The sequence below is a fragment of the Geodermatophilaceae bacterium NBWT11 genome (assembly GCA_014218215.1).
Classification (GTDB): domain Bacteria; phylum Actinomycetota; class Actinomycetes; order Mycobacteriales; family Geodermatophilaceae; genus Klenkia.
On the sequence record CP043652.1, the window covers coordinates 4,089,293 to 4,110,171 of the forward strand.

General features: G+C 71.3%; 18 protein-coding genes, 1 tRNA gene and 2 pseudogenes. 14 read left to right on the top strand and 7 right to left on the bottom strand.

What is annotated here, in order from left to right; translation table 11 throughout:
• Positions 1-71 precede the first annotated feature (71 nt).
• The 8 genes from F1C76_19865 (at position 72) to F1C76_19900 (ending at position 6,944) form a co-directional block, all read left to right on the top strand.
• The gene (locus tag F1C76_19865; protein ID QNG39407.1) at positions 72-854 is read left to right on the top strand and encodes an rRNA pseudouridine synthase; all 783 of its coding nucleotides are present in this window, start codon (positions 72-74) and stop codon (positions 852-854) included.
• Between the two features lie 68 nt (positions 855-922).
• A complete protein-coding gene (gene aroH, locus F1C76_19870; protein QNG38509.1) occupies positions 923-1,285 on the top strand; it encodes a chorismate mutase in 363 nt (120 codons plus the stop codon).
• On the top strand, positions 1,282-1,974 hold the full coding sequence (locus tag F1C76_19875; protein QNG38510.1) for a (d)CMP kinase: 693 nt from the start codon (positions 1,282-1,284) through the stop codon (positions 1,972-1,974). Before aroH ends, F1C76_19875 begins: the two co-directional genes overlap by 4 nt.
• Positions 1,971-3,308, top strand: a complete 1,338-nt coding sequence (locus F1C76_19880) for a ribosome biogenesis GTPase Der (protein ID QNG38511.1) — start codon at positions 1,971-1,973, stop codon at positions 3,306-3,308. Before F1C76_19875 ends, F1C76_19880 begins: the two co-directional genes overlap by 4 nt.
• Before the next feature lie 76 nt (positions 3,309-3,384).
• Positions 3,385-3,458 (top strand) — tRNA-Pro (locus tag F1C76_19885).
• Between the two features lie 898 nt (positions 3,459-4,356).
• Positions 4,357-4,707: a peroxiredoxin gene (locus tag F1C76_19890; protein ID QNG39408.1), complete on the top strand. Its 351-nt coding sequence runs from the start codon at positions 4,357-4,359 to the stop codon at positions 4,705-4,707.
• 122 nt (positions 4,708-4,829) lie between these two features.
• A complete protein-coding gene (locus tag F1C76_19895) occupies positions 4,830-5,966 on the top strand; it encodes an ANTAR domain-containing protein (protein ID QNG38512.1) in 1,137 nt (378 codons plus the stop codon).
• Positions 5,967-6,308: 342 nt separating this feature from the next.
• Positions 6,309-6,944: a GAF and ANTAR domain-containing protein gene (locus tag F1C76_19900; GenBank protein ID QNG39409.1), complete on the top strand. Its 636-nt coding sequence runs from the start codon at positions 6,309-6,311 to the stop codon at positions 6,942-6,944.
• A gap of 214 nt (positions 6,945-7,158) precedes the next feature.
• Here the strand turns inward: F1C76_19900 and F1C76_19905 are convergent.
• Together F1C76_19905 and F1C76_19910 are read right to left on the bottom strand one after the other, a co-directional pair.
• Positions 7,159-7,919 (bottom strand): annotated as a pseudogene (locus F1C76_19905) (NADPH-dependent F420 reductase).
• A 23-nt stretch (positions 7,920-7,942) separates the two neighbouring features.
• Complete coding sequence (locus tag F1C76_19910) at positions 7,943-8,782, bottom strand: SDR family oxidoreductase (GenBank protein ID QNG38513.1); 840 nt, start codon at positions 8,780-8,782, stop codon at positions 7,943-7,945.
• 179 nt (positions 8,783-8,961) lie between these two features.
• On the opposite strand from F1C76_19910, the gene F1C76_19915 reads away from it, so the two are divergent.
• The gene (locus F1C76_19915; GenBank protein ID QNG38514.1) at positions 8,962-9,840 is read left to right on the top strand and encodes a helix-turn-helix transcriptional regulator; all 879 of its coding nucleotides are present in this window, start codon (positions 8,962-8,964) and stop codon (positions 9,838-9,840) included.
• Here the strand turns inward: F1C76_19915 and F1C76_19920 are convergent.
• Complete coding sequence (locus tag F1C76_19920; protein QNG38515.1) at positions 9,837-10,730, bottom strand: helix-turn-helix domain-containing protein; 894 nt, start codon at positions 10,728-10,730, stop codon at positions 9,837-9,839. The genes F1C76_19915 and F1C76_19920 overlap by 4 nt on opposite strands.
• A 138-nt stretch (positions 10,731-10,868) precedes the next feature.
• Between F1C76_19920 and F1C76_19925 the strand changes: the two genes are divergently transcribed.
• Positions 10,869-11,849: an aldo/keto reductase gene (locus tag F1C76_19925; GenBank protein ID QNG38516.1), complete on the top strand. Its 981-nt coding sequence runs from the start codon at positions 10,869-10,871 to the stop codon at positions 11,847-11,849.
• 57 nt (positions 11,850-11,906) lie between these two features.
• Here F1C76_19925 and F1C76_19930 read toward each other — a convergent pair whose 3' ends face one another.
• Positions 11,907-13,229 carry a metallophosphoesterase gene (locus F1C76_19930; GenBank protein QNG39410.1) on the bottom strand — a complete coding sequence of 441 codons (1,323 nt, stop codon included), beginning with the start codon at positions 13,227-13,229 and terminating at the stop codon, positions 11,907-11,909.
• Here F1C76_19930 and F1C76_19935 point away from each other — a divergent pair.
• Positions 13,228-13,995 carry an SDR family NAD(P)-dependent oxidoreductase gene (locus tag F1C76_19935; GenBank protein QNG38517.1) on the top strand — a complete coding sequence of 256 codons (768 nt, stop codon included), beginning with the start codon at positions 13,228-13,230 and terminating at the stop codon, positions 13,993-13,995. The genes F1C76_19930 and F1C76_19935 overlap by 2 nt on opposite strands.
• A 32-nt stretch (positions 13,996-14,027) precedes the next feature.
• Positions 14,028-15,083 carry an aldo/keto reductase gene (locus tag F1C76_19940; protein QNG38518.1) on the top strand — a complete coding sequence of 352 codons (1,056 nt, stop codon included), beginning with the start codon at positions 14,028-14,030 and terminating at the stop codon, positions 15,081-15,083.
• Positions 15,084-15,235: 152 nt separating this feature from the next.
• Here F1C76_19940 and F1C76_19945 read toward each other — a convergent pair whose 3' ends face one another.
• Positions 15,236-16,216 carry a polyprenyl synthetase family protein gene (locus tag F1C76_19945; GenBank protein ID QNG39411.1) on the bottom strand — a complete coding sequence of 327 codons (981 nt, stop codon included), beginning with the start codon at positions 16,214-16,216 and terminating at the stop codon, positions 15,236-15,238.
• 116 nt (positions 16,217-16,332) lie between these two features.
• The gene (locus F1C76_19950; GenBank protein QNG39412.1) at positions 16,333-17,007 is read right to left on the bottom strand and encodes a TetR/AcrR family transcriptional regulator; all 675 of its coding nucleotides are present in this window, start codon (positions 17,005-17,007) and stop codon (positions 16,333-16,335) included.
• A gap of 195 nt (positions 17,008-17,202) precedes the next feature.
• Here F1C76_19950 and F1C76_19955 point away from each other — a divergent pair.
• A pseudogene (locus F1C76_19955) lies at positions 17,203-18,638 on the top strand (MFS transporter).
• A 252-nt stretch (positions 18,639-18,890) separates the two neighbouring features.
• On the opposite strand, the gene F1C76_19960 reads toward F1C76_19955, so the two are convergent.
• A complete protein-coding gene (locus F1C76_19960; GenBank protein QNG38519.1) occupies positions 18,891-20,369 on the bottom strand; it encodes an aldehyde dehydrogenase in 1,479 nt (492 codons plus the stop codon).
• A gap of 298 nt (positions 20,370-20,667) precedes the next feature.
• On the opposite strand from F1C76_19960, the gene F1C76_19965 reads away from it, so the two are divergent.
• Complete coding sequence (locus F1C76_19965) at positions 20,668-20,877, top strand: molybdenum-binding protein (protein ID QNG38520.1); 210 nt, start codon at positions 20,668-20,670, stop codon at positions 20,875-20,877.
• Positions 20,878-20,879 lie beyond the last annotated feature (2 nt).

The following is a 20,879-nucleotide window of genomic DNA, read 5'->3' on the forward strand; positions in this document are numbered from 1 at the left end:
ACCCCCGCCCCACCGACGACACCGACCTCGACCCCGCCCAGGGTGACGAGCAGGGCGTGTGGTCCGAGGACATGGAGCTCGCCCCCGCGCACCCCGGTGACCGCGAGGCGGTCGTTCCGCTCGCCGAGGGCCAGGGCGAGCGGCTGCAGAAGGTGCTCGCCCGCGCCGGCGTGGGCTCGCGACGGGTCTGCGAGGACATGATCGAGGAGGGCCGGATCGCCGTGGACGGCAAGGTCGTCCTGGTCCAGGGCATGCGCGTCGACCCGGCGACCGTGCAGGTCGCCGTCGACGGCACCCGGATCGAGATCCGCAACGACCGCGTCACCTACGCCATGAACAAGCCCTTCGGCGTCATCACCGCGATGAGCGACGACCGCGGCCGGCCCACCGTCGGGGACATGGTCGGTGACCTGCAGAAGGGCATCGTGCACGTCGGCCGTCTGGACCAGGACACCGAGGGCCTGCTCATCCTGACCACCGACGGCGAGCTCGCCCACCGGCTGGCGCACCCCTCCTACGAGGTCAAGAAGACCTACATGGCGCAGGTGTCGGGCTCGGTCTCCCGTGACCTGGGCCGCCGGCTCAAGGCCGGGATCGAGCTGGAGGACGGGCCGGTCTCCGTCGACGGCTTCGAGCTGATGGACACCCACGCCGGGCAGTCCGTCGTCGAGCTGGTGCTGCACGAGGGCCGCAAGCACATCGTGCGTCGGCTGCTCGCCGAGGTCGGCCTGCCGGTCTCCCGGCTGACCCGCACCGCCGTCGGGCCGGTGCAGCTGGCCCGGATGCGCACCGGCGTCATCCGCAAGCTCTCGCGCGCCGAGGTCGGCTCGCTGCAGGAGCTCGTCGGGCTCTGAGCCCGACCTAGACTCGATCGAGGCGCCCGGCTCACCGGGCGCCTGTTCCACGATGTCAGGAGAACGCAGTGGCCGTCCGAGCCATCCGGGGCGCGACGCAGGTCGACGCCGACGACCGCGACGAGGTCCTCGAGGCCACCGCCGAGCTGGTCAGCGCCGTCCTCGAGCGCAACGAGCTGGCCTCGGAGGACCTGATCAGCATCCTGTTCACCGCGACGCCCGACCTGACGTCGGAGTTCCCGGCGCTGGCCGCGCGCCAGCTCGGGCTCGGTGACGTGCCGCTGATGTGCGCGACCGAGATCGCCGTCCCGCACGCCCTGCCCCGAGTGCTGCGGCTGATGGCCCACGTCGACACCCCCCGCCCGCGCGCGGACGTGCAGCACGTGTACCTGCGTGGCGCCGTCGCCCTCCGCCGGGACATCGCCCAGTGACCGCCTTCGTCGGACAGGTCACGCTCGACGGTCCCTCCGGGACCGGCAAGTCCAGCGTCGCGCGCCTCGTCGCGGCGCGTCTGGACGCCGCCTACCTCGACACCGGGGCCATGTACCGCGCCGCGACGGTCGCCGTGCTGGACGCCGGGATCGACCTCGAGGACGCCGAGGCCGTGGCCAAGACGGTCACCGCCGCCGACATCCGGGTGGGGACGACGGCCGGCACCGAGACCGTCACCGTGGACGGCGTCGACGTGGTGCAGCGGATCCGCGGGGGAGAGGTCACCCGCGCGGTGTCCCCGGTCTCCGCCGTCCCCGCCGTCCGCCGGCAGCTGGTCGACCAGCAGCGCGCCCTGGTCGCCGGCGCCACCGCCGTGGTGGTGGAGGGGCGGGACATCGGCACCGTCGTCCTGCCCGCCGCGACCTGCAAGGTCTACCTGACCGCAGCCCCCGAGGCCCGCGCCCAGCGCCGGGCCGGCCAACTGGGCCTCACCGACGCCGCCGAGGTCGAGGCACTCGCTGCCGACCTGCGCCGTCGGGACGAGTACGACAGCAGCCGCGCGGACAGTCCGCTGCGGCCCGCCGAGGACGCCATCGTCGTCGACAGCACCGACCTGGACCGCGACGCGGTCGTCGAGGCCGTCGTCGCGCTGGCGTTGCGAGCGGTAGGAGCAGGAGAACGCACATGAGCAAGGCCCCCAACCCCGTCGTCGCCGTCGTCGGACGGCCCAACGTCGGCAAGTCCACGCTGGTCAACCGGTTCATCGGCCGCCGCGCCGCCGTCGTGCAGGACGTCCCCGGCGTCACCCGCGACCGCATCTCCTACGAGGCGCTGTGGAACGGCAAGACGTTCAGCGTCGTCGACACCGGCGGCTGGGAGCCCAAGGCGTCGGGCATGGCCGCCTCGATCGCCCGGCAGGCCGAGTACGCGATGAAGACCGCCGACGTGATCGTGCTCGTCGTGGACGCCTCCGTGGGCGTCACCGAGACCGACCTCGCGGCCGCCCGGGTGCTCCGGCGCTCGAAGACCCCGGTGATCGTGGTCGCCAACAAGGTCGACGACGAGCGCGGCGAGGCCAACGCGGCCGAGCTGTGGTCGCTGGGTCTGGGCGAGCCGTTCAGCGTCAGCGCGCTGCACGGCCGCGGCGCCGGCGACCTGCTCGACCTGGTGCTCGAGGCGATGCCCGAGGCGCCGCGGGAGTCCCTCGAGGAGGGCGGCCCGCGCCGGGTGGCGCTGGTCGGGCGGCCCAACGTGGGCAAGTCCAGCCTGATCAACCGGCTGTCGAAGTCCGAGCGCTCCGTCGTGGACTCCGTCGCCGGCACCACCGTCGACCCGGTCGACTCCCTGGTCACCCTGGGCGGCGAGCCCTGGCGGTTCGTCGACACGGCGGGCCTGCGGCGCAAGGTGGGGACGGCGAGCGGCACCGAGTACTACGCCAGCCTGCGCACCGAGGCCGCCATCGAGGCCTCCGAGGTCGCCATCGTGCTGCTGGCCGCCGACGAGGTGATCAGCGAGCAGGACCAGCGGGTGATCACCCAGGTGATCGAGTCCGGCCGGGCGCTGGTCATCGCGATCAACAAGTGGGACACCCTCGACGAGGACCGGCACGCCCAGCTGGAGAAGGAGATCGAGCGTGACCTCTCCCGGGTGAAGTGGGCACACCGGGTGAACATCTCCGCGCTCAAGGGCCGCGGGGTGAACAAGCTCGCTGACCACCTGCGCGACGCCCTGGCCTCGTGGGAGTACCGCATCCCCACCGCCGAGCTGAACAACTTCATCCGCGCCCTGGTCCAGGAGACCCCGCCCCCGCCCCGCGGCGGCAAGGTCTCCAAGATCAAGTACGTCACGCAGGCCGACGTCCGCCCGCCGCGCTTCGTGGTGTTCTCCACCGGCTTCCTCGAGGCCGGCTACCGCCGCTTCCTGGAGCGCAAGCTCCGCGAGAAGTGGGGCTTCGAGGGCACCCCGATCGACGTGTCGGTCAAGGTGCGGGAGAGCAAGGCGCGGGACGCCCGCAAGGGCTGACCCGCCTCCCGGAGGCCACCACCGCGTGGGGTAATCTCCTCCACGCAGCTCACCGGCGCCCCGCGCGCCGCGAGCTCGGGCTGTAGCGCAGCTTGGTAGCGCACTTGACTGGGGGTCAAGGGGTCGCAGGTTCAAATCCTGTCAGCCCGACAGAGAAACAGCAGGTCAGAGGCGGGTCGTCCCATCGGGGCGGCCCGCTTTTGTGCGCACTTGACGGTCGGACAAGGGGTAGCCATCCCCGGGTGCGGCCGAATACGTGCAAACATGCTGGTCAAGCGGTTGTCGGGCCGTGACCGTCACGACCAGGGTTGCAGTGAGTACAGCAACGCGCTGGCGTCAGTTTGAGTGGATCACAGGGGTCGGTGACTCTGGCCGGGCACGAAACACCTGGTCAGGGACTCCCTCAGGACATACGCAGTGGTGTGCTCACGCGGGGGCGGTACAGCAACCGGTGCAGCAACCAGCCATCAGCCGTGTCTCCTGGTAGCGCCCGGGGCTGCTGATCGGAGGCTGTGCAGCGGCCACCCCAGAGCACCCCCGGCGAGGGGTGCGGCGCGGGCGGAGGGCTCCAGAGGGAGACGTGCTGGGCGGTGGAGAGGTCGACTGCTCCGACCGGGCGCGCCGGCAGGGCTTCTCCTGGCTGCCCGCGATCCCTAGTCTCCCGTCATGACGGCGACGGTGCCGCAGGAACCCGAGCAGCAGTGCTGCAGCCGAGTCGCGCCATGGCGTCGTGCGAGCCGGGGGCTGCGGCCCGTGCAGCTCTCCCCAGCGACGACACGGTGGACCGCGCCGGTCACGCGGTACCAGGCGGCGACACACGGTGTGCCCGGCGGTTGCCGCAGGCCGAACCGTGAGACGTCCGTGGCGCACGTCCCCGCACCCAGCCCTCTCCACTCGGTGGGCAGGAGAGCCAGCGAGGAGGTGGACACGTCCCTCACCGGGCTCGACGAACAGCTCGGACGGCGGGGGCACGGCACGACGGTGTGACGGTGTCACCGGCACGCTGATCCGTTTCGCATCGAAGGAGAAGCACGTGTCCAACAAGGCAGTGATCAGCTTGACCACCGGGCTCGAGGATGCCGAGAAGGTGACGGTCGCCTTCCTCGTCGCCGTCGGTGCCGCGGAATCGGGCCGGCCGACGTTGATGTTCTTGACGAAGGAAGCGGTCCGTCTCGCACTCGAGGGCTTCGCGGTCGGCGTGGCCTGCGACGGCTGTCCGCCGCTGCGGGATCTCCTCCGGCGCTACGCCGATGCCGGTGGCCGCTACTTCGTGTGCCCGATCTGCTTCGACGCGAAGGCCCTCGACGGGGGCAGCCTGATCGCCAATGCCGAGCTTGCCGGGACCGTTCCGATGTGGTCGTGGATCGGTGACGAAGCGGCCACCACCTTCAGCTACTGACGCCGGCCGTCTGCACTCCGCCATCGCGCCTGCCGAGGGTGGCTGGGCTCCGGCCGGCGGGCCACGGCGCCACGTGACAGGGACCGACGGGGCCGCCGGCCTGAGAACTCCCGTTCACCGCCATGTCGGGCTCTGAACCGGAGGGAAGACGGCCACCCGTCGGCGATCGCGACACGGCCCTTACAGTCGGGACACCGGTTCAGGCCGGCGGGACGTCCAGCAACTGGCATCCCCTAGGGACGCTGTGGATGTTCATCGGCGGCGGCCCGCCCGCAGGCGTGCCTGCCAAGAGGCCCCACATGAGCTCCCCAGCTGACCCGATCCGCTCTGGACCGAGCACGACCTCCACTCAGCACGAAGGGCCGGGATCGGTCACCCCTGCAGCGGTACCGCGACGGGTCATCGTGAGACCGCCGGCACCGACCCCCGCGGCTGTGCAACCAGGGCCCTATGTCCCCACCGCGGCCGGGGACGCCGTCCTTGCCGGGGTGATGGCCGGTACCGCCGAGTTGGGTCAGATGCTGCTCGTGGAGTACTCCACGACGGCGGTGCTGCAGAAGGTCGCCGAGATGGCCCGCGCCCACGTACCTGGGGTGGCCGAGGCGTCGGTGACGTTGATGCGCGGGGGGAAGGTGTCCTCGGTGGCGTGGACCGGGCTGCTGGCTTACGAACTCGATGAGGCGCAGTACGGATCCGGGTTCGGCCCGTGCGTGGATGCCGCCCGCACCGGCACCGCCCGGTGGGTGAGGAACAGTCGGGAGGACAGGCGCTGGCCGGTCTACCTGGCCGGGGCTGTGCGCCGGGGTGCGCTCAGCTCGTTCTCTGTGCCTGTACCGGTGGCCATGGACGGGGTGAAGGTGGGGCTGAACCTCTACAGCACCACCGTCGACGGCTTCACCGACGCGGCCCGCCATGCGTCCCTCAGATTGGCCCGGCAGGCCGCGGTCTCCGTGGCCAACCGGCACGCCTATGACCTCGCAGTGGAGGAAGTGGAGGGCCTGCGCCGGGCCATGGAGAGCCGTGCGGTCATCGACCTGGCCAAAGGGATCCTCAGCTTCGCGCTCACGATGACGGCCGACGAGGCTTTCGCTGCACTGTCACAGCGTTCGCAGAACACCAACATCAAGGTGCTCGAACTGGCCGCCGAGCTGATCAGCCGCGTTGCCGACGGCGACGGACAGGCAGCCACCCAGCACTTCCGCGTCTCCCCACCCGACCCGGAGCCGACCCCCGGCGAGGGCGTTTGCCACAGCACGTGATGGCAAGGGCGCGTGGTGCGTACCGGTCGGGGGAATTGCGTCGCGACCGTTTCAGATTGCCGCATTCGGACCGGGACAAGACGGGGCGTCGTGTGGTGCCATGGCCCTAACCCAGGTGGCGAGCCATGGATCGCGATTGGGGCCAGGCCCGGCGTGTCCAGCCCGGTGCGCGCGGGGCCGCCTCACTGCGGCCATGCCCGAGTCCCCCACCCACGGAGAGTGGCCCCCTTGCTGTCGCACGACGACACGTCTCTGACCGCGGGTCAGCCATCAGGGCATGACAGCGGGTCCACCGCGGGCGCCGACGAGCTGGCTGAGCAGTTGACCGTGCTGGCCCGGGACATGCAGCGGTTCTCCAGCTCCCAAGAAGTGCTGGACCACATCGTGGTCAGCGTCGTCCAGATGGTCCCCGGGGCCGAGGACGCCACCATCACCGTGGCCGAGCAACGAAGGACCGCCCGTTCTGCAGCGGCCAGCAGCGACCGGGCTCGGCTGTTCGACGTCCTGCAGTCACAGACCAGGCAGGGCCCCTGCCTGGACGCCCTGTTCGACCAGGAGACGGTGCGGGTGGCCGATCTGGCCACCGATGAGCGGTGGCCGGAGTTGTCGGCCCGGGTCGCCGAGCTGGGCGCTCGCAGCATGGTCTGCTTCCAGCTGTTCGTCACCGGGACCACCCTGGGCTCCCTGGACGTGCTGGCCACCGGACCAGCGGCGTTCGATGAGGAGTCCGAGCGGGTGGGGCTGCTGATCTCCTCACACGCTGCGGTCGCTCTGGCCGGCGCCCAGGAGCTGGAGGGCGTGCATTCGGCGCTGAGCAACCGCGACGTCATCGGGCAGGCCAAGGGCATCCTCATGGAACGCTTCAAGATCACCGCCGATGAGGCGTTCGCTCTGCTGGTGACAGCCAGCCAGCACACCAACCGCAAGGTCCACACCGTCGCCGCCGAACTCGCCATGACCGGTGCCCTCAAGCGCTGACCGCAGCCGATCGCTTCGACTCCCACCCCACATGGCGGGTCTGGTCACGGTCCATCTGCAGCGCACAAACCCCCGTATCCGGTCCTGCGGACACGGCTCACGACCTGGTCTGAAACTGGAATGCCTTCTGCACGATTCCTAGAAGGTGTCGCCGGAGGCAGCCCGTGGCGAGGTGACCGCTCGCGCGCGACGCGAGGTCGCGCGCGAGCGAACGTCAGGTGGTTTCGGGGAAGGAGCCCCCTGCCGGGCCGCGGGTGGCTGAGGAGACCAGGTCGGTCAGCTTGTCCGTGGACATCGGATCACCGGGGCGGCGAGCAGCCAGCCGAGGAGTTCGTCCAGGCTGAGCTTCTCGGTGGGCCAGGCCGGCATGTAGGGGTCGCAGTAGGCGGGCGTGCCCGGTTCGGTGCGCCAGCTGTCGGCCAACCCTCCGATGTCGACTGCGTCGTAGCCCAGGACGTCGAGCAGCGCGACCACCTGCTGCTTGGCGTCGGCGTCCTCCCCGGCGATGGGCAGGGCGCTGCGGTCAGCGGCCCCGGTGGCGCGGGCACCGTTGCCGAGGCTGGCGAAGGTGATGTTGTTGAACGCCTTCACCAGCCGGGTGTTTGGGAGGTGGGCCTGGACGAGCTCGCTAGCCGTCATCTGCTGCTCGTCGAGTGCAGCGATCTGCCCATCGCGCTGGGGGTAGTAGTTCGTGGTGTCGACGAGGGTCTTCCCGGCGAGTGCGTCGGCGGGCAGCGCGGTGTGGGCGATCAGCGGGATCGCGGCGATGACGACGTCGGCCTGGCGGGCAACCTCGGCCGCGGTGGCGGCGCGAGCTCGTACGCCGAGTTCGGCGACCAGGTCGGTCAGGGTCTCCGGGCCGCGGGAGTTCGCGATGACCACGTCGAGGCCGGCACGGACGGCGAGGCGGGCGAGCGTGCTGCCGATCGCACCGGCGCCGATGATGCCGAGCGGAGTGGTCGTGGGTGCTGTCATGGCAGGGGGTCCTCTACTGGGGTTCAGGCGTCGTGGGAGAGGGACGAGCTGAGCTCGCGGAGGGCGTCGATCTCGGCCTGCAGGGTCGCGAGGCGGGCCTCGATGCCGGCCATGGCGTCGGCTCCGGCGACGAAGCGGGCCGGGACCTGCTCGCGGGTGGCCAGCTCGATCAGGGCGGTGGCGAGCTTGGCCGGGTCGCCGACCTGCTGGCCGTTCATCCCGGCGAAGGCGGCGACGGTGGCCTCGGTGCCGGCGGCGTAGTCCTCGATCGTCGAGTCGGGGACGGTCGTGGACTCGGGGGTGAGCAGCTCGGTGCGGAAGAAGCCGGGCTCCACGGTCAGCGTCTGGATGCCGAACGGGGCGACCTCGGGGGCCAGGGACTCCATGAAGCCCTCGAGGGCGAACTTGGAGGACGCGTAGGCCGAGGTGAAGGCACCGCCCACGATGCCCGCGGTCGAGGTGATCGTGACGACCACGCCCGAGCGCTGGGCCCGCAGCAGCGGCAGCACCGCGCGGGTGACGGTGAGCGGGCCGGTGAAGTTGGTGTCCATCTGGGCCTGGAAGTGCTCGGGGCTGATCTGCTCGAAGAACCCGGCCTGGAACGACCCGGCATTGTTGACCAGCACGTCGATCCGGCCGAACCGCTGCACGGCGGCGTCCACGGCGGCCTGCACGCTGGTCGGGTCGGTGACGTCGAGGGTGACGGCGAGGACGTCGTCGGACTCACCGAGCACGGCGGTGACGCGGGCGGCGTCGCGGGCGGTGGCGACCACCTGGTGGCCGGCGGCCAGCGCGGCGCGGGCGATGTCGATGCCCAGACCGCGGGCGGCTCCGGTGACAAGTACGACCTTCTTCTCCGACACGGTGATCTCCTCCTGGCGGTCGAGGTGGCCCTGCTGCTGCAGGGCGGGTGCGCCTCGGTGTCGCCGGAGACCAGGGAACGCCGATCGGCGGTGGTCAACCAGGCCCGCTGGATGGGGGTACTGGCAGTGACCCTCTGGGGTGTTCCGGCATGGTCGTCCCCGCTCCTACGCTCGGCTCCGTGGATGACAGGGAGCGGGCACGCGCCGCGGTGCAGGACTTCCTCGGCACCCGGCGCGAGCGGATCACCCCCGCTGACGTGGGGCTGCCGGCCACCGGCACCCGACGGCGGGTGAAGGGGCTGCGCCGCGAGGAGGTCGCTCTGCTGGCCGGGATCAGCCCGGAGTACTACGTGCGGTTGGAGCGCGGCCAGGCGACCGGTCCCTCGCCCGGCGTGGTGGAGGCGATCGCCCGGGTGCTGCGCCTGGACGAGGACGAGCGGATCCACCTGGACCGGGTCCTGGCCGCCCTCGTGCCCGGCCCCCGCCGACGGCCGCGCCCGCCGAAGGAGGCCCTGAGCCCCGGGATGCAGGTCCTGCTGGACTCCTTGACCCACCTGCCGGCGATGGTGTTCAACCCACGGCTGGACGTGCTCGCGTTCAACCCGCTGGCCCGCGCGCTCTACGCCTCGGTCCTCCCTGAGGAGGGGCCGGTGAACACTGCCCGGCTGCTCTTCCTGGAGGAGGCGCGGTTCCGGACGCTCGTCCCGGACTGGGAGGACCTGGCCGACGACGCCGTCTCGGTGCTGCGCGTGGAAGCCGGCCGACGTCCCGACGACCCCGCGTTGACCACCCTGGTCGGGCAGCTGTCCACCCGGAGTGCCGCGTTCCGCACCCGGTGGGCGGCCAACGACGTCCGAGCCCACCGGGGCGGGGTCAAGACCTTCGACCATCCGCTGGTCGGTCATCTGCAGCTGCCCTACGAGAACCTCACCGTCGACGCGGCCGGGGACCAGGTGCTCAACGTCTTCACCCCGCAGCCGGGCTCACCGGCGCACGACTCGCTTCAGCTGCTGGCCAGCCTGGTCGTCACTGCGCAGCCCAGCGGCCCGACAAGCTAGTCCAGCTGGTCCTGGGGGGAGGTGGTAGCTCGTGACCCGGCGTGCCAGCTGGCGAGCAGCTGGACGGCGTCGTGCCCAGGCGACCCGGGTTGGGGTGCGAACACGGTCAGTGTGTGGTCGGCGGCAGCGTCGACCAGCAGGTTCTCGTAGGGCAGCGTCAGCTCGCCGACCACCGGGTGGTGGAACACCTTCACCCCGGCGGCGTGCGCCCGGACGTCGTTGCGGGCCCATCGGGTGCGGAACGTGGCGCTGCGGGTGGACAGCTGCCCGATGAGCTCCACGATGGCCCGGTCGTCGGGGTGCCGGGCGGCCTCGATGCGCAGCAGGGCGACCGTGTCGTCGGCGATCCGTTCCCAGTGCGGGAACAGCTGGCGGGCTCGGTGCTCGTCGAGGAACAGGAACCGCGCGGTGTTCGGCGTCCCCTCCAGGTCGAAGACCGGGGCGTAGAGCACCCTGCCCAGGGTGTTGGTGGCCAGCACGTCCAGCCGGGCGTTGAGCACGACGGCGGGCAGCGTCGTCATGGCGTCGAGCACCACCTGCACGCCGGCGCTGGCGGTCTCGGTGACCGGGCGGCGGCGGTGTTTGCGCGCCTCGGGGGTGAGCTCGGCGAGCAGCCGGTCCAGGTGCGCGCGTTCGTCCTCGTCCAGCCGCAGTGCCGCGGCGACGGCGTCCACGACGCTGGGGGAGGGGCCGGTGGCCAGGCCGCGCTCGAGGCGGACGTAGTACTCGGCGCTGATGCCGGCCAGCATCGCCACCTCCTCGCGGCGCAGGCCGGTCACCCTGCGGCGGGTCCCTACGAAGGAGAGTCCGGCCTGCTCGGGGGAGACCTTCTCGCGGCGGCTGCCCAGGTAGGCGCGCAGAGCGGCGCGGGCTGCGTCCTTGTCGACCATGCACCCGAGGCTAGGGCCGCCCACGTCCGGGAGAGAGTCACTGTCAGTACCCCCTCTGGACAGGGGCTGCCAGCAGTCGGCGCGTGGAGGCACCGTCGAGGAGACCGCACGACCGACCCCGAACGACGGGAGCACGACATGCGCACCGCACACCTGGGCGCCCTGGAGGTGTCCCGGATCGGCCTGGGCGCCATGACCATGGCTGGCACCTACACCTCCGGCGGCGGCCTGGACGACACCGAGTCCATCGCGACCATCCACCGGGCGCTGGAGCTGGGCGTCACCCACATCGACACCGCCGAGATCTACGGCCCGTACCACTCCGAGGAACTGGTCGGGAAGGCGATCGCGGGACGCCGGGACTCCGTTGTGGTGGCCACCAAGTTCGGGCTGGTGTCCCACTCCGGCGGTGGCCCGGGCACGATCGACAGCAGCCCGGCCAACGTGCGGGCGGCCGTGGAGGGCTCGCTGCGCCGGTTGGGCACCGACCGGATCGACCTGTACTACCAGCACCGCGTCGACCCGAACACCCCGATCGAGGACACCGTGAGCGTGCTGGCCGAGCTGGTCGCCGAGGGCAAGGTGCTGCACATCGGGCTGTCGGAGGCCGCCCCGGCCACCATCCGGCGCGGGCACGCGGTGCACCCGATCGCTGCCCTGCAGACCGAGTACTCGTTGTGGGCCCGGGACCCCGAGGACGTGCTGCTGCCCACGCTTCGGGAGCTGGGCGTCGGCTTCGTGCCCTACTCCCCGCTCGGGCACGGCTTCCTCACCGGACAGCTCACCAGCCCCGCCGACATCCCCGACGACGACTGGCGCAAGACCAACCCCCGGTTCGTGGGGGAGGCGTTCGAGGCGAACCTCCGGCTGGTCGAGGAGGTCCGCGCGGTCGGTGACGAGGCCGGCGCCACCCCGGGCCAGGTCGCGCTGGCGTGGCTACTGGCCCAGGGCGAGGACGTCGCCCCCATCCCCGGCACCCGCCGGGTGGCGAGGGTGGAGGAGAACACCGTGGCCGACGCCGTGGTCCTGACCGACGAACAGCTCGCTCGGCTGGACGCACTCACCCCGGCCACGGGCGAACGGCACGACGAGGCGAACATGGCCAGCATCGACCGCTGACCGATGCGTCTGCAGGGGGCGCGTGACCCATGGGTCACGCGCCCTTGCGACGTCCGGTCAGCCCTGCGCGAGCTCGATGACGGTCAGCTCGGGCCGGGCCCCGACCCGCATCGGTGGCCCCCAGTACCCGACCCCGGCGGTGACGTACAGCTGGGTGTCACCGTGCTGGGACAGACCCTGCACCGCCGGCTGCTCGAGACCCACCAGGTACGGGAAGGGCCACAGCTGCCCGCCGTGGGTGTGCCCGGACAGCTGCAGGTCCACCCCGGCGGCACGAGCCTGATCCACCTGGACGGGCTGGTGGGCCAGCAGCACGACCGGGGTGGTGGTGTCCCGGCCCGCCAGTGCTGCGGTCAAGTCCGCGCCGTGCCCGCGGACCCCCGAACCCCCGGCGGTCGCGTCATCGATGCCGGCGAGGTCGAAGAACCCCGCCCCGCGGGAGAGGGTCACCCGTTCGTTGCGCAGTACGTCGACCCCCAGGGTGGGCAGGTGCGCCATCCACTCGGCGGTGTCCACGTAGTACTCGTGGTTGCCGGTGACGAAGAACGCGCCGTCCCGGGCGGTCAGGTCGCCCAGGGGCGCCACGTCGCGCCGGAGGTCGGCGACCGAGCCGTCGACGAGGTCACCGACGACAGCGACCAGGTCGGGCTCGGTTGCGTTGACCATGCTGACCAGTCGGGCGAAGCGGTCCCTGCCGTACAGGGAGGACAGGTGCGCGTCGGAGAACGTGGAGATCCGGTAGCCGACGAGTTCCGGGGCCAGGCCCGACAGGGTGATGCGCACCCGGCGGACCACCGGCGGGGCGGCCGCCGCCCACGTGCCGTACCCGACCGTGCCCGCCGCGACGACCCCGGCGGTGACCGCCAGGGACCGGGACAGGAACAGCCGACGGGAGGCGTCGACCTCCTCGGCGGGGCCAGATGCCGCGATGCGGCGGCGCAGCCACCACCGCACCGGCTCCAGGACGACCAGCGCCAGCACCAGGTAGACCAACGCACCCAGCCAACCGAAGCCCACCAGGTCCAACGGCTGCTGCACCTGCCTGGGCAACACCTGACGCCCGGCATCGGCAGCGACCGAGCTCGCCATCAGCACCACCAGCACGACCGTGGCGGTCCGACGGACCCACCCCGGCCTCGTCGTGTCCCGGACCAGCCGCACCCACAACGGCGCGAGCGCGCCGATCAGGACGGCTGCGAGCAATGCGTAGAACACCAGTGCGGACACCCAGCCGACGGTCCGGCCAAGCACCGGCCGCGAGACAGACCCTGTCAGTACCCCCACTCGACAGGCTCTGCCACGCAGCCCAGGTCCGGCGTGCACTGGGCATGAGCCCAGGGACACCGCCCCGGGCCGTGACCGGACGGAGCCCCCGCACATGCCCTCGACACTCGAGAAGACCGTCGCGATCGTCACCGGAGCCAGCAGCGGCATCGGGGAGGCCACCGCGAAGGAGCTCGCCGCCCTCGGCGCCAGCGTCGCCGTCGTCGCCCGCCGCGCGGACCGGCTCGACACCCTCGTCGCCACCATCGAGGCCGCCGGCGGTACCGCGTTCGCGGTGGCCGCCGACATCGGCGACCGCACACAGGCCGAGTCCGTCGTGCAGACCGTCCTCGACCGGTTCGGCCGCCTGGACGTCCTGATCAACAACGCCGGGCTGATGCTGCTGGGCACCGTCCTGGACCAGGACGTCGAGGAGTGGGAGCGGATGATCTCGGTCAACCAGAAGGGCCTGCTCTACCTGACCAAGGCCGCCCTGCCGCACCTGCTCGCCGCCGCCGAGGACGACCTGCGCGGGGTCGCCGACATCGTCAACGTCTCCTCCATCGCCGGCCGCGAGGCCTACCCCCAGTTCGGCGTCTACAGCATGACCAAGTTCGGCGTGCAGGGCTTCACCTCGGCCCTGCGCCAGGAAGTCACCCAGAAGCACGTGCGAGTCGGGGTCCTGGAGCCCGGAGCGGTGGCCACCGAGCTGGTCTCGCGCAACAACCAGGCCGTGCAGGACCAGCTGGCCGCCTCCGACGCCGAGAACATCCCCGAGCGCCTGCAGCCCGAGGACATCGCAGAGTCCATCGCCTACATGGTGACCCGCCCGCGCCGGTCCTCGATCGCCGAGCTGTGGGCCATGCCCACCTCGCAGGCCTGACCCTCCACGACCTACTGAGAAGGAGCTCCACCATGCAGTACCGCCTGCTGCCCGGGACCGGCATCGCCGTCTCGAACCTCGCCCTGGGGACCATGGGCTTCGGCACCGAGACCGAGGAGGACGAGGCCTTCGCGATCCTCGACCGGTTCGTCGAGGCCGAGGGCAACCTGGTCGACACCGCCAACGTCTACGGCGCCGGGGCGTCGGAGGAGCTGCTGGGCCGCTGGTTCGCCAGCCGCCCCGCCGAGGTCACCGACCGTGTCGTGCTGGCCACCAAGGCCCGCTTCGGCACCGGCCCGGACACCAACGAGGCCGGCACCTCGCGGCGCAACCTGACCCGCGCGCTGGACGCCTCGCTGCGCCGACTCGGCCGGGACACCGTCGACCTCTACCAGCTGCACGGCTGGGACCCGCTCACCCCGATCGAGGTGACGCTGCGGGCCCTGGACGACGCCGTGCGCGCCGGCAAGGTGCTCCACATCGGGCTGTCGAACTTCACCGGCTGGCAGCTGCAGCTCGCCGTCAGCACCGCCCGCGCCTCGGGCCTGGCGGTGCCGGTGACGCTGCAGCCGCAGTACAGCCTGGTCTCCCGCGAGATCGAGTACGAGATGGTGCCGGCTGTGCTGCACAACGGCCTGGGCCTGCTGCCCTGGTCCCCGCTGGCGTCGGGGTTCCTCAGCGGTAAGTACCGCCGCGGGGAGCAGGCAGCCACCGGCACCCGGGCGGGTGCCGGTGACGCGATGTACGGGCACATCTTCGGCGACCTCGCAGCCAAGGAGCAGAACTGGGACACCCTGGACGTCGTCCGGGAAGTCGCCGAGGCACACGGCGTCACCCCGAGCCAGGTCGCCTACAGCTGGGTGACGAACCGGCCCGGCGTGACCGCCCCGATCATCGGTGCCCGCACGCTGGACCAGCTGGAGCAGAACCTCGTCGCCGGTGACCTGACACTGGGTACTGCGGAGACCGCTCGTCTCGATGAGGTCAGTGCGCCGACGTCGAACGACTACCCGTACGGGCCGTTCGGCGCCAAGCAGCGGGAGCGCTACCTGGACTCCAGCGACCAGGCCATCGGCGAGCTGTTCTGACCTACCGCGGCCGCCGCCTCATGGGCCGGCGGCCGCGGCCACCAACGTTATCCCCTGTCGGCTCACAAACCCCCGTATACGGGCCGACGGATTCTGGCCCACAACCTGTTCCGCTACCCGCAGGTGGCTGGGGCGTGATGGGTTCAGGATGTTTATGCGGTGCGGGTGGTGGCGGCGACGGCGAGGGCGTCGAGGGCGGTGCGGGCCTCGACGGTCACCGGGGCGTCGGCGATGGCCTGGCGGGCGGCGGTGGTCTGGGTGCTGATCCGGTCCTCCACCTGCTGCAGGGCGCCGGTGCTGCGCATCAGGTCGCGGACGACGTCCAGCTGCTCAGGCGTGGAGTCGGCGTGGCCCAGGACCTCGGCCAGCAGCGCGCGACCCCCGGCGTCGGCCGCCTCCTCGGTCAGCGCGACGAGCAGGGTCTGCTTGCCCTCGCGGAGGTCCTCGTCGGCGGACTTGCCGGTCACCGCGGGGTCGCCGAAGACGCCGAGGACGTCGTCGCGGAGCTGGAAGGCCTCGCCCAGGGGGAGCGCGATGCCGGTGTGGGCCTCGACGACCTCGGGGCCGGCGTCGGCGATGGCCGCGCCCAGGTGCAGGGGGCGCTGCACGGTGTAGCCGGCGCTCTTGTACCGGGCGACCTTGAGCGCGCCCTCGGGGCCGGGCAGGCCACCGGCGGCGCGCAGCAGGTCCAGGTACTGACCGGCGGTGACCTCGGTGCGCATGGTGTCCCAGACCGGGCCTGCCCGGCCCAGGGCCTCGGCGGAGATGCCCGACCGGCGCAGCAGCTCATCGGACCACACCAGCGCCAGGTCCCCGACCAGGATCGCAGCGCCGGTGCCGAACAGGGCGGGGTCGCCGGTGAGTCCGCACCCGCCGTGCCGGCCGGCGAAGCCGACGTGGGTGGCGGGCCGGCTGCGGCGGGTGGTGGCGGCATCCATGACGTCGTCGTGGACCAGGGCGGACCCGTGCACGAACTCCAGGGCGGCCACCGCGCGCAGCACCGCGGTCTCCTCCTCGGGGTGGGGGGTGGCCACCGAGCGCCAGCCCCAGTAGGCGAAGGCAGGGCGCAGCCGCTTGCCGCCCCCTGCCACCGCGGCCACCTCGTCGACGACCGGCAGCAGCTCGTCGTCCATGCCGGTCAGCACACCTCGCTTCTCGTCCAGGAACGACGCTAATGTCCTGCTGACCGCTTCCCGCAACCGACCGAGCTCAGCCAGGTCGGCCGATGTGCACGCCGATGGCACCGTGGTCACAGCCCGCTCCGCCGCAGCGCCGGCTCGGTCAGCGATGGCAACAGGAGTCGGGCGACGAGGTCGGCGCCGGTGCTGACCTCCTGGCGGACGTAGTCCTTTGTGTCGGCCAATGAGAGTGCCCGGTGGTCGGCTTCCAGCAGGGCGGTCAGGTGCAGCCGCCACAGGCTGATCAGCGCGCCGGCCGCGATGTGGTGGTGGGCTGAGGTGGCGGGGGTGCCGGTTCGGACGGCCAGGGCATCTGCAGCCAAGCGCGTCAACTGCTCGACACGGTCGGCGACAGCCGCGCGCAGCCCAGGGTTGGTCTCGACCAGAGCCACGAAGGCCCGCGCGTCGCGTGCATAGGCCGCAGGGCCCGTTGCCAGCTCATCGATCTCATCGTGGATGCAGGACACGACCACACCCAGGAGATTCGACCGGGTGTGCGTGGCTTCGCGCAGGGCGGTCGCCAACCGATCCCCACGGTCCATGAGCAGGGATTCCTTGGTCGGGAAGTGGTTCCAGACGGTCTTGGTCGACACGCCGCACGCCGCGGCCACGTCGGCGACCCGGACGGCGTCGAACCCCTCGCTCAGGAACATCGCGGTGGCCGTCTCCGACAGACGGCGCCGCAGCTCGAGCCGGTTGCGTTCACGGACACCGACCGACTCGTTGAGGTGACCTGAGGTTCGCATGTTCAACCCCCACTTTTACGCTTAGTGTAGAAAATTACTGCACTCCGTGTAGCTTACAAGACGCCCAGGCGGGTGCTGGCTAAACCCACACACCCACCCCATCTCGCCCAGGAGACACCCATGACTGACCGAACTGCGATGGTCGGTGACCCCGATACCCGCGGTGCTGCCGTAGCGGGGAGCCGCAGGAAGTGGATTGCCTTGCTGGTGTTGAGCCTGGCGCAGCTGATGGACGTGCTCGACGGCACGATCATCAACATCGCGCTCCCCAGCGCTCAGGCCGATCTCGGGTTCGACCTGGAGAACCGGGAGTGGCTGGTCACCGGTTACGCACTGGCGTACGGCAGCCTGCTGCTGTTCGGCGGACGCCTGGCGGACCGGTTCGGCCGCCGACGCTCCTGTTCATCGGTCTGGTGGGCTTCGCCGTCTCCTCCGCCGTGGGCGGGGCGGCGACCAACTTCGACGTCCTGCTGGTCGCCCGCGTCGCCCAGGGGTTGTTCGCCGCCGCGCTGGCGCCGGCCGCGTTGTCCCTGGTGTCGGTGACCTTCGCCGACGACCCGCGCGACCGCGGCCGCGCCTTCGCCGTCTTCGGTGCGGTGTCTGGCATGGGCGGGGCGATCGGACTGGTTCTCGGAGGTGTCCTGACCGACCAGCTCTCATGGCGGTGGTGCCTGTACATCAACGTCGCGATCGCAGCCGTGGCCCTCCTCGGGGCCGTCGTGTTCGTCCGCGACCGGCACGCGGCGGGTTCCAGGACTGCTCAGCAGTCGGTGGACCTCCCGGGCGCGGTCCTGGTCGTCGCCGGCCTGGCTGGCGTGGTGTTCGGCCTGGGCAACTCCGCCGTGGATGGATGGGCTGCCCCCGCTACATGGGTCCCCCTTGCGGTGGGCGCCGGCCTCGTCGCCGCCTTCATCGGCCGGGAAGCACGGACCGCGCATCCCCTGCTGCCGTTGTCGGTCGTCCTGGACCGCAACCGGGGAGCGGCGTTCCTGGCCATCGCGCTGTCCGGTGTCGGGTCCTTCGCGATCTTCTTGTACCTGTCCTACTTCCTCCAGCAGACCCTCGGCTGGTCGGCCTCCGGCGCCGGCCTGGCGTTCCTGCCCTTCGCCGGGGTGCTCGTCCTCGGAGCCGGCATCTCCGGCTCCGTCCTGCTGCCCCGGTTCGGACCACGTCCGACCATCCCCGCGGGGCTCGTGTGCGGCGCGGCGGCACTGGTGCTCCTCACCCGCATCAGCCAGGACTCCACCTATGCAACCGGTGTCTTGCCCGCGGTGCTGCTCGCCGGGCTGGGAACCGGCCTGATCTTCGGGTCCGCGCAGAACGTCGCGACCTCCAACGTCGGCACCGCTGACTCCGGGGTCGCCTCGGCGATGGTCAACACCATGCAGCAGATCGGCGGGGCGATCGGCCTGGCCGTCTTCACCTTCCTCAGTGCCAGCGCCGTCGACCGGTACACCGCCGACAACCCCGACCAGCCGACCCAGCAGCTCCAGTCCATGGCTGCGCTGTCCAGCTACCACTTCGTGTTCTGGATCGCTGCAGCCGTCTACCTTGCCGGTGCCATCGTGACTGCTGCATTGTTCCGCGCCGGACCAGTGGTCCTCCGCGAGCAATCACGGCCCGCCCACTGACCGTGGCTCATGACCGGCAGGCCCGGCGACGTTCCAAAACCAGCCAGACCGTGGGCGCCACAGCTGTGATCGGACGGCAGCAGTCACATCCAGGATGGTGGAAAGTTCTCGAACGGCTTGGTCTTCGACCGGACCTGCCGATGCTCACAAACCCCCGTATACGGGCCTATAGAATCCGTTTCACAACTAGTTCCGAAACCTAGGAGTCGAGTGCCGGGGTGCTGGCTGGGTGTGCCAGCACCCCGGTGTCTCTCAGCTGGGGAGTTGGTCGGCGCTGACGAACACGGACTTGTACTCGAGGTAGGCGTTGATGGCCTCGGGGCCTAGCTCGCGCCCGACACCGCTTGCCTTCATGCCGCCGAAGGGCGCTCCGAGGTCGAGCTGGTAGTAGTTCACGCCGATCGTCCCGGTGCGGACCCTGCGGGCAAAGTCGATGCCGCGGGACTCGTCGGTGGTGAACACCGAGCCGCCCAGACCGAACTCGCTGTCGTTGGCGATGGCGGCGGCCTGCTCGTCGGTGTCGTAGGGGATGACGGCGTAGACGGGGCCGAAGACCTCCTCGCGGGCCAGGCGGTCGGCGTTGTCGACGTCGGCGAAGACCGTGGGCTCGACGAACCAGCCCTTGTCCAGCCCCTGCGGGCGTCCGCCGCCGGTGATCAGCCGGGCGTTGGAGCTCTTGCCGATGTCGATGTAGCTGTTCACCCGACCCAGGTGCACCTCGCTGGCCATGGGGCCCAGCGTGGTCGAGGTGTCGAGCGGGTTGCCGACGACGAGGTTCTTGCAGTAGTCGGCGAGGGCGTCGATGACCTCGTCGTAGCGGCTGCGGGGGGCGAGGATGCGCGACTGGGTGGTGCAGGTCTGGCCGTTGTTCATGAACGAGGCGCCGTCCAGGCCGGCCAGGAAGGTGCCCATGTCGGCGTCGTCGAGGACGACGGCGGCGGACTTGCCGCCCAGTTCCAGGGTCATCCGGCGGATGAGCCGGCCGCACTCGGCGCCGATGAGCCGGCCGGCGGCGGTGGACCCGGTGAAGGCGATCTTGTCCACCAGCGGGTGGCTCACCAGCGAGGCACCTGCCTCGCGCCCGGCCAGGACGATGTTCAGGACGCCCGGGGGCAGACCGGCCTCGGTGGCGGCGTCAGCGAAGACGTAGGTGTCCAGCGCGGTCTCGGGGGAGGGCTTGAGCACGATCGTGCAGCCGGCGGCCAGCGCGGGGGCGATCTTCATCATGGCCAGCACCTGGGGGTAGTTCCACGGTGTGATCGCGCCGACGACACCGACCGGCTCGCGGCGGACGATGGTGGCCCCGGACAGGCTGGGCCGCACCGACTCGAAGTCGGTCTGGCGGCCGATCTGGGCGTACATGCGGAGCAGGCCGGCGGGGGCGGCGCCGTTGAAGGCGTGCGAGAGGCCGATGGGCATCCCGTTCTCCTGGCTGACCAGGGTGCTGGTGGCATCGGCGCGGGCCTCGAGGGCGTCGGCGAAACGCTCCATGAGAGCGGCCCGCTCCTCGATGGTGGTGCGACCCCAGGGGCCCTCGTCCAGGGCTCGGCGGGCGGCCTTCACGGCGGCGTCGATGTCGGCCTCGGTGCCCATGGCCGCGGTGCCGAGGACCTCCTCGGTGGCTGCCTCCAGGGCGGTGTGGGTCTCCCCGCCGCGGGGGGCGACCCACTCACCGTCGATGAAGAAGCGGAGGCGGTCGAGCTGGGTGCTGGGTTCTGCGGTGAGCGTCACGGAGTACGTCCTCCCAGGGTGCCCGGGGATGCCGGGGCCGGGCGGACCGGGGACGGCGTCGTCCCCCGTGACCTGCCCGGCACCCCGACGGTGCGCCGCTGACCGTTGCACGCCGGTTGCGGCCGCAGCGGTCGTGCAACGTCCCGGGTGTGGCGTCGGACTCACCCCTTCCCGACCTGCGGTCGGCGCAGCGTGCGGCTCGCCGCAGGTGCGCTGTCGGCACTGGGAGGTGGCGACGGGGCAGGTGAGCGGCCCCTAGCGTCGGGTCCGACCACCCCCCTGAACCGAGGAGACCACCATGCGTCTGTCCACCCGTAACCAGCTCGCCGGCACCGTCACCGAGATCAACGTCGGCTCGGTCATGACCACCGTGAAGATCGACGTCTCCGGCCAGACCGTCACCGCGGCCGTCACCAAGGAGGCCGTGGAGGACCTGGGTCTGGCCGTGGGTTCCCCGGTCGTCGCGCTGGTGAAGTCCACCGAGGTCATGCTCGGCGTCGAGGACTGACC

Bases quoted from the DNA above. Each gene is read 5' to 3' on its own strand.
- F1C76_19865 (QNG39407.1), top strand. From the start codon at position 72: ATGGAGCTCGCCCCCGCGCACCCCGGTGACCGCGAGGCGGTCGTTCCG.
- F1C76_19880 (QNG38511.1), top strand. From the start codon at position 1,971: ATGAGCAAGGCCCCCAACCCCGTCGTCGCCGTCGTCGGACGGCCCAAC.
- F1C76_19895 (QNG38512.1), top strand. From the start codon at position 4,830: ATGTCGGGCTCTGAACCGGAGGGAAGACGGCCACCCGTCGGCGATCGC.
- F1C76_19900 (QNG39409.1), top strand. From the start codon at position 6,309: ATGCAGCGGTTCTCCAGCTCCCAAGAAGTGCTGGACCACATCGTGGTC.
- F1C76_19920 (QNG38515.1), bottom strand. From the start codon at position 10,730: ATGGTCGACAAGGACGCAGCCCGCGCCGCTCTGCGCGCCTACCTGGGC.
- F1C76_19925 (QNG38516.1), top strand. From the start codon at position 10,869: ATGCGCACCGCACACCTGGGCGCCCTGGAGGTGTCCCGGATCGGCCTG.
- F1C76_19935 (QNG38517.1), top strand. From the start codon at position 13,228: ATGCCCTCGACACTCGAGAAGACCGTCGCGATCGTCACCGGAGCCAGC.
- F1C76_19930 (QNG39410.1), bottom strand. From the start codon at position 13,229: ATGTGCGGGGGCTCCGTCCGGTCACGGCCCGGGGCGGTGTCCCTGGGC.
- F1C76_19940 (QNG38518.1), top strand. From the start codon at position 14,028: ATGCAGTACCGCCTGCTGCCCGGGACCGGCATCGCCGTCTCGAACCTC.
- F1C76_19945 (QNG39411.1), bottom strand. From the start codon at position 16,216: ATGGACGACGAGCTGCTGCCGGTCGTCGACGAGGTGGCCGCGGTGGCA.
- F1C76_19950 (QNG39412.1), bottom strand. From the start codon at position 17,007: ATGCGAACCTCAGGTCACCTCAACGAGTCGGTCGGTGTCCGTGAACGC.
- F1C76_19965 (QNG38520.1), top strand. From the start codon at position 20,668: ATGCGTCTGTCCACCCGTAACCAGCTCGCCGGCACCGTCACCGAGATC.